11 protein-coding genes are annotated in these 12,093 nt (G+C 62.6%); 6 read left to right on the forward strand and 5 right to left on the reverse strand.

All coding sequences use genetic code 11. From position 1 onward, the window contains the following. On the forward strand, window positions 1-978 hold the full coding sequence (locus tag X726_RS164245) for an alpha/beta hydrolase (RefSeq protein WP_031197971.1): 978 nt from the start codon (window positions 1-3) through the stop codon (window positions 976-978). Here the strand turns inward: X726_RS164245 and X726_RS164240 are convergent. Next, the gene (locus X726_RS164240; protein WP_031197970.1) at window positions 966-2,030 is read right to left on the reverse strand and encodes a LacI family DNA-binding transcriptional regulator; all 1,065 of its coding nucleotides are present in this window, start codon (window positions 2,028-2,030) and stop codon (window positions 966-968) included. The two genes, X726_RS164245 and X726_RS164240, sit on opposite strands and share 13 nt — an antisense overlap. Before the next feature lie 225 nt (window positions 2,031-2,255). On the opposite strand from X726_RS164240, the gene X726_RS164235 reads away from it, so the two are divergent. Beyond that, complete coding sequence (locus X726_RS164235; protein ID WP_023667911.1) at window positions 2,256-3,641, forward strand: FAD-binding oxidoreductase; 1,386 nt, start codon at window positions 2,256-2,258, stop codon at window positions 3,639-3,641. A 13-nt stretch (window positions 3,642-3,654) separates the two neighbouring features. Here the strand turns inward: X726_RS164235 and X726_RS164230 are convergent, their stop codons facing one another. Next, window positions 3,655-4,299 (reverse strand): YjbE family putative metal transport protein, encoded by a 645-nt coding sequence (locus X726_RS164230; RefSeq protein WP_023667912.1) that lies wholly within the window; start codon window positions 4,297-4,299, stop codon window positions 3,655-3,657. A gap of 257 nt (window positions 4,300-4,556) precedes the next feature. Between X726_RS164230 and X726_RS164225 the strand changes: the two genes are divergently transcribed. From X726_RS164225 to X726_RS164215, 3 genes are all read left to right on the forward strand, one after another. After that, window positions 4,557-5,198 (forward strand): ThuA domain-containing protein, encoded by a 642-nt coding sequence (locus X726_RS164225; protein ID WP_023667913.1) that lies wholly within the window; start codon window positions 4,557-4,559, stop codon window positions 5,196-5,198. Between the two features lie 139 nt (window positions 5,199-5,337). Then, window positions 5,338-6,438, forward strand: a complete 1,101-nt coding sequence (locus X726_RS164220) for an OmpA family protein (protein WP_023682638.1) — start codon at window positions 5,338-5,340, stop codon at window positions 6,436-6,438. Between the two features lie 44 nt (window positions 6,439-6,482). After that, window positions 6,483-7,739 carry a caspase domain-containing protein gene (locus X726_RS164215; RefSeq protein WP_245272036.1) on the forward strand — a complete coding sequence of 419 codons (1,257 nt, stop codon included), beginning with the start codon at window positions 6,483-6,485 and terminating at the stop codon, window positions 7,737-7,739. A 58-nt stretch (window positions 7,740-7,797) separates the two neighbouring features. Here the strand turns inward: X726_RS164215 and X726_RS164210 are convergent, their stop codons facing one another. Then, window positions 7,798-8,361 (reverse strand): hypothetical protein, encoded by a 564-nt coding sequence (locus X726_RS164210; protein WP_023667916.1) that lies wholly within the window; start codon window positions 8,359-8,361, stop codon window positions 7,798-7,800. Window positions 8,362-8,590: 229 nt separating this feature from the next. Between X726_RS164210 and X726_RS164205 the strand changes: the two genes are divergently transcribed. Beyond that, the gene (locus tag X726_RS164205; protein WP_031214562.1) at window positions 8,591-9,127 is read left to right on the forward strand and encodes an OmpA family protein; all 537 of its coding nucleotides are present in this window, start codon (window positions 8,591-8,593) and stop codon (window positions 9,125-9,127) included. A 461-nt stretch (window positions 9,128-9,588) separates the two neighbouring features. On the opposite strand, the gene X726_RS164200 is transcribed toward X726_RS164205, so the two are convergent. Both X726_RS164200 and X726_RS164195 read right to left on the reverse strand, forming a co-directional pair. Then, window positions 9,589-10,155: a toll/interleukin-1 receptor domain-containing protein gene (locus tag X726_RS164200; protein ID WP_023667919.1), complete on the reverse strand. Its 567-nt coding sequence runs from the start codon at window positions 10,153-10,155 to the stop codon at window positions 9,589-9,591. A 233-nt stretch (window positions 10,156-10,388) separates the two neighbouring features. Further along, window positions 10,389-12,002, reverse strand: coding sequence for a caspase family protein (locus X726_RS164195; RefSeq protein WP_023667920.1), 1,614 nt, complete (start codon window positions 12,000-12,002; stop codon window positions 10,389-10,391). Between the last annotated feature and the right edge of the window lie 91 nt (window positions 12,003-12,093).

The following is a 12,093-nucleotide window of genomic DNA, read 5'->3' on the forward strand; positions in this document are numbered from 1 at the left end:
GTGACGCCACCGTCCCCGTCGCCCCTAGATCCGGAGGCCCGGCATGTGCTCGAGCTCGGCAGCCAGGCCGGCGCGCCGCCGTTCGAAACGGGAACGCCTGAGCAGGCGCGCCGCGCCTACAATGAAGGCTTCCCGACCCTGCAAGGCGAGCGCGAGCTGGTCGCGTCGATCAGCGAGCGCATCATTGCAGGACCCGGCGGTCCGCTGAGGCTCAGGATCTATCGCGGGCAGGGCGCGCCTTCGGCAGGCGCTCCGGCGCTGCTCTATCTCCATGGCGGCGGCTGGGTAATCGGCAATCTCGACTCGCATGACGAGATCTGCCGCTGGTTCGCCAACGAGGCAGTCGCTGTCGTCGTTTCCGTCGACTACCGGCTGGCGCCGGAACACAAATTCCCGGCGGCAATAGAGGATTGCCGCGCAACGCTCAACTTCATGCAAAGCGCGGCGGACGAACTCGGCATCGAGGCTGCCAGCATTGCGGTTGCCGGCGACAGCGCCGGCGGCAATCTCGCTACGGTGCTCGGCCTGCTCACGCGGGGGGACAAAAATCCGCCAGCAGCGCAGCTGCTGTTTTATCCCAACACCGATGCCGGGCAGACGACGGACAGCTATCGCCGCTTCGCCATAGGCTTTGGCCTGACCGCCTCGACCATGGCCTGGTTCCGCGACCATTATGTCCGCAATGCCGCCGACATCGGCGACTGGCGTACCTCACCGCTGAAGGCGGAAAGCCTCGCCGGTGCGCCGCCCACCTTCATCGCCATCGCCGGTCACGACATCCTCGCCGACGAAGGCGAGGCCTATGCCAGGCGTCTGCAGCAGGCTGGCGTGCCGGTCGTGCTGGAACACTGGCCCGGTCAGATCCACGGCTTCGTCTCGATGGGCCGTCACGGCCCGGCAGCGAGACAGGCGGTTGCCGCCGCCATTGCCGCGTGGCGAAGCTTCGATCCTGCCTTTGGAAAGGCTCAAGCGGACTGACGCATCACCAGGGCGGCGTCGAGGCTGACCTTCGGCGCGACGTTTGCCGTATCCTCGTTGAGCAAAGCGAGCAGTGTCTCGACGCTGCGCCCCGCCATGGCGGCAAAATCCTGCGCGATGGTGGTCAGTGCGGGGCAGGTGTAGCGGCTCAGCGGATGGTCGTCATGGGCGGCGATACGCAGGTCGCAATCGGCCTTGCGGCCGATCTTCAGCCCTTTCGCGAAGGCTGCCGCCATCACGCCGAAAGCCAGGCGGTCATTCGCACACAGTATGGTCTTGCCGGGCAGACCTCCGGTCTTGCCGGGCAGACCCCCGGTCTTGCCCGGCAGGCCGCTGGCCCCGAGCATCTGTTCCATCTGCTTGTAGCCGATGCGCTCGAAATCCCATGTGTAGTCTCGGGTGTTGCCGATAACCACCGGCTCCTGGCCAAGTTGACGCATCGCGGCGACGTAACTGTTCAGGCGCTCCGGCGAATTGTGATTGACATGCGGGATGTCGAAATAGACCGGGGCGTCGCCGGAGCGGCAGAGATAGTCGACGATGGTCGAGACGCTCTGGGCATTGTTGTTGCCGACAAAGGGCGTGCCGCCTTCAAGATAGGTGTCGAAATAGACGACCGGCATTGTCTGGGTCAGCTTCTCCAGCGTGCGCCGGTCCGAGCGCAAGCCGAGCGGCGCGATCAGCGCGCCCGAAACTTTCAGCGACAGGATGGTACGTGTCGCCTCCATTTCGAGCTCGGTTGAGCCATGCGAGGAGATGACGATCGGCCAGTAGCCCTCGTCGCGCAGCCTGAGCTCGATGCGGCTGACCATTTCGGAATAGAAGGGATCGGTGACCGTCGGTACGACAATGCCGATGGCGCGGGTGCGCTTGCGGTTGAGGTTGCGGGCAAACAGATTGGGCTGGTAGTCGGACGACCGCAACGCCTCTTCGATGCGCTTGCGCGTTGCCGGCTTGACGCTGGTCGGATCGTCGAAATATTTCGACAGCGTCGGCCTGGAGACGCCGCAGGAGCGGGCGAAATCCTCCATCGTCTTGTGCGTCATTGGCATTCAATCCTCGTCTGGCACGCGCCAGAACCTCGGTCATCCCTTGACGCTGCCCACGGTCCTGCAGCCGGCGCGTCCGCCACGCAACGGCAGACGAAATTTACAGGAAACGTCAGTGGGTTCAACGCGCAATGACAGATTATACCGTGCGTAAATTTGTTCAATTGACGCGAAAATTGTCGCGCATCAAAGTCTCGGTCACAAAGAGCGCTGAAAAGTCCAGGCACCATGACACAACAGATCGATCGGCTTCTTTCCCAGCTATATCGTCGGCTCGATGCCGCCGCGATTGTGATCTGCGATGCTATCGATCCGCGCTATGGCGACGACCTCTCCGGCAAGGGCGGCGGCCAGCCCGAACTGGTCTTGCGTCCGCGCAACGCCGCCGACGTCGCCGAAATCCTGCGCCTATGCAGTGGTATCGGCCAGAAGCTGGTCGTCCATGGCGGCCGCACCGGGCTGGCCGGCGGCGCGCGCGTGCAGCCGGGCGAAGCGGTGCTGTCGCTGGAGCGCATGACCGCGGTCGAAGCGCCCGACGGCGCCGCGGCAACCATCATCGCGGAAGCCGGCGCGCCGCTGCAAATGGTGCAGGAAGCGGCCGATGCGTCCGGCCTGATGTTCGGCGTCGATATCGGCGCGCGCGGCACGGCGACGGTCGGCGGCAACATCGCCACCAATGCTGGCGGCATTCGCGTGCTGCGCTACGGCATGTACCGCGCCCAGGTGCTGGGGCTGGAGGCCGTGCTTGCCGACGGCTCGATCCTGACTTCGTTGCGTGGCCTGGCCAAGGACAATTCGGGATACGATCTCAACCAGCTTTTCATTGGCAGCGAAGGCACGCTGGGCGTGGTTACTCGCGCCTGCCTGCGGCTGCATCCCAAGCCCGCCACCGAGGTTGCCGCCTTTTGCGCACTTGGCTCGCTGGAGGCGGCGATTGCGTTGCTGGGGTTGCTCAAGCAGCGGCTCGGGCCCTTGCTTTCGGCCTATGAGGTAAACTTCTCGCCGCTCTACGGCGCCATGATTGCCGGCATGGCCGCGCCGGCGCCGCTGCCTGCCGGCGCGCCGGTTTATGTTTTGGCCGAGATCCAGGGCAACCAGGCCGAGCTGGACGGCGAGCGTTTCGCTTCGGTGCTGATGCAGGCGGTCGAGGACGGCATCGTCGCCGACGTGGTCGTCTCGCAGTCGCCGCGCGAATTCCGTGCGCTATGGGATGTGCGCGAAGAGGCCAACCGCTTCCTGTTTGCGATCGAGGGCATGATCGGCGTCGACATCAGCATCCCGTTGGCGACCATGGCGGGTTTCCTGCGCAACGCCGAAGCCGCGATCCACGCCGTCGACAGCCGCGCCGAGATCTACGTCTTCGGCCATCTCGGCGACGGCAATCTGCACTATCAGGTCGACACCACGGAACCGGCGGCCGCCTATGAGATCATCTATCGCGGCGTGGCGGCATGCGGTGGCGCCGTCTCGGCCGAGCACGGCATCGGCCTCGACAAGAAGAAATGGCTGAACCTCGTGCGCAGCGACGCCGAAATATCAGCCATGCGCCGGCTGAAGGTGGCGTTCGATCCGCACAACATTCTCAACCCAGGGCGGATTTTCGATATCATTTGATCGCCAGGAGAATCTAGCTTGCAACTGGCGAGAGCAGCGCGTGTAAGTCGACCGTTCTCATCTGCTCGACGCCGTCCAGAGTCATATTTCCCGCGACATAGACGATGATTGCCAGACCGAGCCAGCCGATCCAGCGATACCTGGCAAGCAGCGCCGCCACCAGCGTCGAGGCGACCGCCATCAGAACCACCGACAGGATGAGACCGAACACCAGCGCATTCATGTCGTGGGCGGCGGCGCCCGCCACGGCCAGCACATTGTCCAGCGACATCGAGACATCGGCGACGACGATCTGCAGGATCGCGGTGCGCAGCGCCTTGGCCGGCCGCGCCGTCGCAAGTGCTACGGCTTCAGTGTCGACGTCCTCGCCGTCGCCGGCCGAGCGCAACTCCTGGAACATGTTCCAGCACACCCAGAACAAAAGCATGCCGCCGACCAGCATGATCCCCGGAATTTCCAGCAGTTGCACCGCGATCACCGCAAAGACGACGCGGATCACCGCCGCCGCGGCAATGCCGGCGATGATCGCCTTCTGCCGCAACGCCTTGGCGAGGCCTGCGGCCGCCATGCCGATCACCACGACATTGTCGCCAGACAGCACAAGGTTGATGGTGATGACTTCCAGATAAGCGGCGACAGTCGTCTGGTCGAAACTCATAGAGCGGTCTCCCCGGAAGGCTCCGGCTGGTTGCGGCGGATCGGACCGATGTCTGCGCAAACGCGAAGACAGCTGATTTGAGTGCAGCCCGGCATTGAAACAAGACGCCAGCGCGGCCAATCGGTCCTCATCCACGGAATTCATCGCCGGGTCGTGATTTCCGACCAGAAATGCCCGTCCCAGAATGCCCATCATGGAAGGGAAGACAAAAGCGTTCCGCTTGCCTATCAATATTGCCGACCAAAGGAGAGACGAGCATGAGCAAGACGGCACTGATTTTCTGGGGCGGATGGGAGGGTCACACGCCGGCCCGCAGCTCCGCTGTCGTCAGCGAGATATTGACGGGGCATGGCTTCGAAGTGCGGATAGAAGAGGGCACATCGGCGCTCGCCGATCCGCAGCTCCCGGCCATCGATCTGATCGTGCCGGTGATCACCATGTCGACGATCGAGAAACCGGAGCTGCAAAACCTCACCGCCGCCGTCAGCGGCGGAACCGGCCTTGCCGGGTTCCACGGCACCATGGGCGACAGTTTTCGCAACGAGCCGGCCTATCAGTTCATGACCGGCGGCCAATGGGTCGCGCACCCCGGCGACATCATCCACTACCGTGTCGACATCATCAGCGACGATCCGATCGTCAGGGGTATCGAGGGTTTCGCCTACCATTCCGAGCAGTATTACATGCATGTCGACCCGAGCAACGAGGTGCTGGCGACGACGACGTTCAGCGGTGAGCATCTCGACTTCATCGACGGCGTCGTCATGCCCGTGGTCTGGAAGCGCCGCTACGGCAAGGGCCGCGTCTTCTTCAGCGCGCTCGGCCACACCGCGGATGAGTTTTCCGTCCCGCAAATGCGCACCATCTTCGAGCGTGGGGTGCTGTGGGCCAGCCGATAACCGGGGCCTGTCCGAGCAAGCAACGGCGATATCACGCCTCCGCTACTCGCTAAGCCGCGGCTAACGCTCTATGCTGGCTGAGGTCACGGCGTTCGACCGCCGTCATCGCAACTGAAATGTGTTGTCACGGGGGACATGCATGTTCGGGGTCGTCGGATTAGTAAGGCATGGAAAGTCGTCGCAGCGCTGGCGTCGGCCCGCTCTGGTGGTCGTGGTGTTCGGTCTGTTGCTGCTTGCGCCGCAGGCGGCCAACGCGCAGCCGAACTGGACGCTCGATCCGGCGAATTCGACGCTCACCTATCAATCGGTGAAGAAGAACACCATTGTCGAAACCAACAAGATCAGGAACCTCTCGGGCACGCTGACATCGGATGGCGCCGCCAAGGTCACGTTCGACCTCAACTCGGTCGACACCGGCATCGACCTTCGCAATGTCCGCATGCGCTTCCTGTTCTTCGAAACCTTTAAATTCCCGACGGCGGAAGTGACGGCGAAAGTCGATCCCGCCGCTTTTGCCGATCTCGCCACCAAACGGCGCATGAGCGCGCATATCCCGTTTCGCCTGAGCCTGCACGGCGTCGACAAGGACCTTGAGGCCAATGTCGTGGTCACCATGATCACCGACAGCATGGTGTCGATCGCCTCGGAGGCGCCGGTCGCCGTGCATGTCGAGGATTTCGGCCTGTTGCCCAACATCGAAAAACTCCAGCAGGCGGCCAATGTCAGCAGCATCGTCCCGACGGCTTCGGTGTCGTTCGACTTCGTCTTCACCGCTGATGGGGCCAAGCCGGCGGCGGCGCCTGCCGTCGCAGCCCCAGCCGATGCCGGGCCGGTCGCCACAGATGCAGGCAAGACGTCCTTCAGCGACGATGAATGCCTGAACAGGTTCGAGGTGCTGTCGCGCACCGGCGCCGTCTATTTTCGCCCAGCCAGCGCTCGGCTCGATGAAAAGAGCCGCCCACTGCTGGCCGAGGTGGTCGGCGTCGTCGGCAAATGTCCGAAACTGAAGGTCGAGGTTTCGGGCCATACCGATTCCGACGGGTCGCCGACGGCCAACAAGAACCTGTCGGAACGGCGCGCCAAGGCGGTCGCCGACGCGATCATCGCTGCGGGCATTCCATCGGCGCAGATCACGGCTTCCGGCTATGGCGAGGAAAAGCCGGTGGCGCCGAACGATACGCCGAAGAACAAGGCGCTGAACCGGCGGATCGAGTTCTCCGCCACGCCGCTCGCCAACTGAGCCGGTCCTTAACTGAGAAGGCCCGTCAACCGAAAAGGAATCCGGTGCGTTTGGACATGATTGCAAGTTGCGGCAACTTCATGCGCGGCATCGGCCTCGCGGTGCTGGCGCTTGCGTTGACCATGACCATTACCATGACCGCGGCCAGTGCCGAACGCCGCATCGCCCTGGTGCTCGGCAATTCCCATTACCGGAACGCGCCGGTGCTGCCCAATCCGGTGAACGATGCGCAGGCAATGTCCGATCGCCTGAAGGGGCTGGGCTTCGAAATCGTCTCCGGCCTCGATCTCACCAAGGCGCAGACGCAGGAAAAGATCGCGCAATTCGCGCGGCAGGTGCGTGGCGCCGATATCGCGCTGTTCTTCTATGCCGGTCATGGCCTGCAGGTCTCGGGCAGGAATTACCTGCTGCCTGTCGATGCGGCGCTGGAGGACGAGACCTCGCTCGACTTCGAAGCCGTGCAGGTGGACTTCATCCTGCGGCAGATGTCGCGCGAGACCAGCATCAGGCTGGTGTTCCTCGACGCCTGCCGCGACAACCCGCTCGCCGATGTGCTTGCCAAGGAGACTGGCGGCGACAGCACGGCAAGCAGCGGCCTTGCCGAAATACCGATCGAGAATGGCGGCGCCGGCACGCTGGTCGCCTTCGCTGCCAGTCCCAACCAGCTCGCCTATGACGGACCGGGCGAGCACTCGCCATTTTCGGCGGCGCTGCTTGCCCATATCGGCGAGGTCAACGTCTCGATCACCGAAGCGATGAACCGGGTTACGTCGGATGTGTTCAAGGCCACAGCCGGACGCCAGCGGCCCTGGATCAACGTTTCGCTGACCACCGATGTCGTGCTTCACAAGGTCGATCTCAAGGCGCCGCTGATCGTCGGCGATTCCGGCGCGGCTGCGCCCGAAGGCGATACGCAGGCGCGCACCGGCGCGGCCGCCAATCCGCCGGGTGCGGACGCCGGCGAGCAGGCGCTGGAACAGCTGCGTGAGGAAATTCCGAAGCTGGGCTCGGACGCGCCAGTCCTTTTCGACGTTCCGGTCAATTTCGGCGACCCGGCGATCGACGGCAAGAGCATCGCCCAACTCATCCAGGGCAAGCCGCACTTCAGTCCGGTCGAGGGCCTGGAAAAGTCCGTCTGGGACAACCAGTGCAGCAACTGTCATCAATGGACCGAGGAGCGGCTGTGCGACCAGGCCAAGACCTACGTCACCAATGATGTCTCGGTGTTGCGCCTGCAACACCCGCTGGGCACGCGCTTCAAGGTGGCACTCGGCAAATGGGCGCAAAACGGCTGCAAATGAGACCGCCAACAATGGGTTGGATCAGATTTCAATGAAATCTCATCACGATCCAGAGCAATCAGGCTCGGCGCAGCGCCTCGGTTTCGGCCAGATGGATGCCCATCTCGACAAAGGCGGTGAGCACGGAGAAACGGTCCGCCACCGCAACCCGCGCCAGTCCGGCCAGTATGCCGGCATTGACGGCATGCGCAGCCGGCAGCGGCCGCAGCCTCGACCCGTTGGTCTGCGGCGTCAGGCCATTGATGTGCCGTTGCGCCGCTAGCGCGATCCAGCCGGCAGGCGTGTGCTGCTGCGTCATCGCCGCCCCGGCGACAGCCTCCCGGCGGCTCGCATTGTTGGGGTCGCCGACCCAGTCCTGGATCAGGGCCAGCGTTGCGAGATCCTGCTCTTCGAGCAGCTCGGTCAGATGCCCAAGGCACTCATGGCCCCACCAGATTGCGGCCCGGTCAGGCAGGAGATAGGCGCAAAAGGTAATCGCTTCCTCGGGGATGCGCCCGGCCATCAGCCGGCGGCAGAACTCGAGCGAGGGTTGGTCGGTCGGAACGGCCGTCATGTCCCGGGCGACAGCCGTGTTCGCGGCGAAGAGATCGCGTGCGGTCTGGAATCGAAGCCCGTTGACCATCGCTGCTGTTATCCTCCCCCAGCCCTCACTCAACCCGCCTGCGAGGCGCGGGTCAAGTCTGTCGACCACCACATGTCCATGACGTTGTTCACAGACAAACGCCTCACGGTTTGGTATATTCCACAGCCGACCGTGATCTCGACAGATCATTGTCGAACAGGAAGAGTTGGCCCGGATCCATGGATCGGGCCTGAGTGAAAATCGGATGCTCGAAACGGGAGTAACCGTTATGCAGCGGCACATTTCAGTCTTGGCATTGGCGACCGTGCTTTTCTCGACGCACGTCTATGCCGACCCACTTCAGAAATCGGAAGACATTGTGAAGTTCTTTGCCGGCGCTATCGATCACGGCGCGGCACGCGGGATTTGTGTCGGCACCGAGGACGAGTGCAAGAGCAAGACCAGCCAGAAAGAAAAGCCTCCGGAGAAGACCCGCCTCGATATGCTGATCAATTTCAGCCTGGATTCGTCCGAGCTCGACGCCAAGGCGCGCAGCGAACTCGACGAGTTCGCCAAGGCGCTGAAGGACGATCGGCTGAGCAAGCTGTCCTTCGTCGTCGAAGGCTATACCGACGCATCCGGCTCGGCGACCTACAATGAAGGCCTGTCGCAGCGCAGGGCGCAGTCGGTGACGGCCTTCCTCGAATCCAACGGCATCGAAGCCAACCGCATCAAGGCGGTCGGTCTCGGCGAGGCCAATCCACGCAACCCCGACCCCTACGATCCCACCAATCGCCGGGTCGAGATGCGGGTGAAAGCGCAATAGTGTCGCTGGCTGCGTCTTTTGACAGCATGCTTTTCGTCCTATCGGCCGAGCTCCATCGGCTTTTGACTAGGCTGTTCGTGCCGCATCATCTAGCGAAAATCGCGTCAGTCTCCGGCGCAGGTTCTTGTGGCCTTCCGAATTCGGAAAGTTCCCGCTACCAGCATCGGATGCGCCTTGCGCATTCCTATTCGCCTTTAGAAAACAAACGATAGAGTTCTCCCTCGGCGCCGAACACAATCTCTGNCGCCTTGCGCATTCCTATTCGCCTTTAGAAAACAAACGATAGAGTTCTCCCTCGGCGCCGAACACAATCTCTGAGGGCTGTCCCTGGAGATAAACATAGATGCTGGTCAGGTTGTTGATTGCGTTGCCAAGTCGAATTCCCTTGTAGCCCGGAAACGCGACATCGCTCTCAGACACTATGGAGGTCATTGGGGGTCGGCCGGCTGGACCAACCGCAATCAGTCTGACTTTGGAGTATTCGGCGGTGGGCACTGCGAATATGGCTGGGTACCATTGACCGCTCGAGGTCTCAATTCTACGATTTTTTCCTCACCTTGCGTGTGGTATCCGACGACAAAATTCTCAACTCTGTCGCCCTCTGCCTTTTTCGGCGTTTTCGACAGGTCGGCAGCAATTTGCTTAGCCCAGTTAGGGTCCTGAAGACTCACCCATAGTCGCGTCGCTATTGCTGAAGGGATCAAACCGCGTTCAATCGGTTGCGGGAATATCCCAATCAAGGGAAAATCACCGCCGCGCGTTCGGAGCGCGCGATCTAAGGCATATGCAATCTCTTCTTGGCAAGGCTCGCTTTCTAGGCTCTGCTTGGTCGCAAAAATAGCCCACGCGTCAGTTCTGGCCGGGTCGGAGATGCCTCTGTCGATCTGATCCCACAAACGTCTTCCAGTGAGCAGTTCAGCTCGATCGTATCTCACATCCAGGCCAAGGTCTTTCAGGGACTGAATGACAAAATCCACGTCCGCGTTCTGGTTGTCTACCCAAGCGTAAGTTAGCCAAAGTCTGGACATCCGATTCCTCTCTCACTAGGAAAGACCAAACCACCATCCATCTGCCGCCACAAGGTTTTTACTCTCCTTCGGCCGAATGCTCTGCACTAGCACTTGATCGCGCGTGAAAGTTCCGGAACTATTTCAGCGCATACGAGGATGACTAGGCGCGATCTCGACTGGATGTTGAAATTTAACAGAAAACGCCGCGCGTCCAACGGACACGCGGCGTTGTTGCCGTTCGATGTGATCGGTCAGTTCTTGAGCACGCCGCCGACCGCTACGCCGGTGCCGAAGATCAGCGCCTTGGTCAGGAAATCATTGTTGTCCCGCGGTGGCGGTTCGTCCTCGCGCACGACCTCGCGGTTGCGCCTTTTCTGCACGAACTGCTGTTGTCGGCGCGGCTTCTGGGCGTACTGCTTCTTGCGTGGCTTTTCCGCCACCGGCTTCAGCGTGCGGGCCTTCTGCACCACCTGTTTTCTCGGCTTGTCCACGCCGGCCTGGTCGGCCTCATGCTTGGCACGCACGGCCTCCATCATCGGATCCGTCTGGATAACCAGGAACGCCAGTTGCTCGCGCGTCAGGAAGGTGGTCGGAGGCAGCCCGTTCCCCTCTTGCCAGTCGCCGATCGCTTGCCGGGTCTTGGCGCCGATATTGCCGTCGACGCGGCCAAGTTCGTTGCCCAGCGCCTCGACGCGCAATTGCAGGTCGATGCGGCCCTGGCGATCGAGACCGATCGCGTTCTCCGTCTCCTCGGTGCCCAGCACCTTCTTCATGTCGTCCGAAATGCCGACCGAGGTGCGCACGGCAGAACCCGAGTTCGCTTCGTCCGCGGCAAGCGCGGCGACTTCCCGTTCCTGGGCTTTCGGATCGTTCAGCGCATCGATGTTGAGCCGCGCCACCGTGGCGAAGCGGCCGTTCGGAAACTGCTCGAGATAGGCTTCGTAGAATGGCGCGGTGTTGCGCTTCGAGGCCTCGTCCCAAAGCCGCTGCTCGACTTCCCACGAAGGCGGTTCGCTGGTGCCGAGAGCAGGAGCGGGCGCTGCCGCGGCGTTCGCGTCATCGGCGGCCGGTTTTACCATCGGTGCGGCTTCGGCGGCCGGTTTGCCAAGGAAGACCTCGCGGCCCAGCGATGCGTTGTGCCATGGCCGCTGGCGGCCTTGCGTGGTCTCGGCCACTTCGCCGCGCACCCGCGTCAGCGCGCTCTGGATCTCGACGCCGGGTTCGGTCAGGTGCCTGGCGAGCGCGGTCGAGTAGGGGCTGTCGACGCCGTTGCCGTCAAAGGCGATGGCGCCCGGGTCGGTGGCATAGGCAATCAGGATGCCGCCGGTGCCGACGCCCTCTGATTTAGGGTCGATCGGCGCCAGGCCGGTGCCCAGCGCGGTGGAGCGGGTCTTCGGCATCGCGACCGCCAGCGTCCGTGCCAGCGGATTGTCGCGGCAGGCATCGAGGATGATGACGCCGACCGCCGGGTCGGGCGGCAGTGCGGCCATGAAGTCGTCGATCTGGACGGTGCGGGTCTTGAGATAGGCAGGTGACGTCAGTTCGGCGTCGACCGGGATCAAAAAGTTCTTGCCGTCGACCTGCATGCCGTGGCCGGCATAGAAGATGACGGCGAGGTCGGCATCGTAGGACTGCTCGGTGAATTTGCTGATCAGGCTGTGCATGCCGGCATTGTCCTGGTCGACACCCTCGATCACCTCGAAGCCGGCATTGCGCAGCGTCGATGCGATCAGGCGTGCGTCATTGGCCGGATTGGGCAATTCGACGGCATGGACGTATTTGCTGTTGCCGATGACCAGCGCGACGCGTTTGACGCCACCGGCATCCGGCGCCGCCGCCTGGACGGTGCCAAGCGCGGTCAACATTAACAGAAAAAATCCGCTCAAAAGGACGGCAAACGCTTTCATGGGATCGGCCCTCCGCCCCAATGGGGCGCGTTTATTGATGGCTGCGCAT

This window comes from Mesorhizobium sp. LSJC285A00, assembly GCF_000503155.1.
GTDB lineage: Bacteria > Pseudomonadota > Alphaproteobacteria > Rhizobiales > Rhizobiaceae > Mesorhizobium.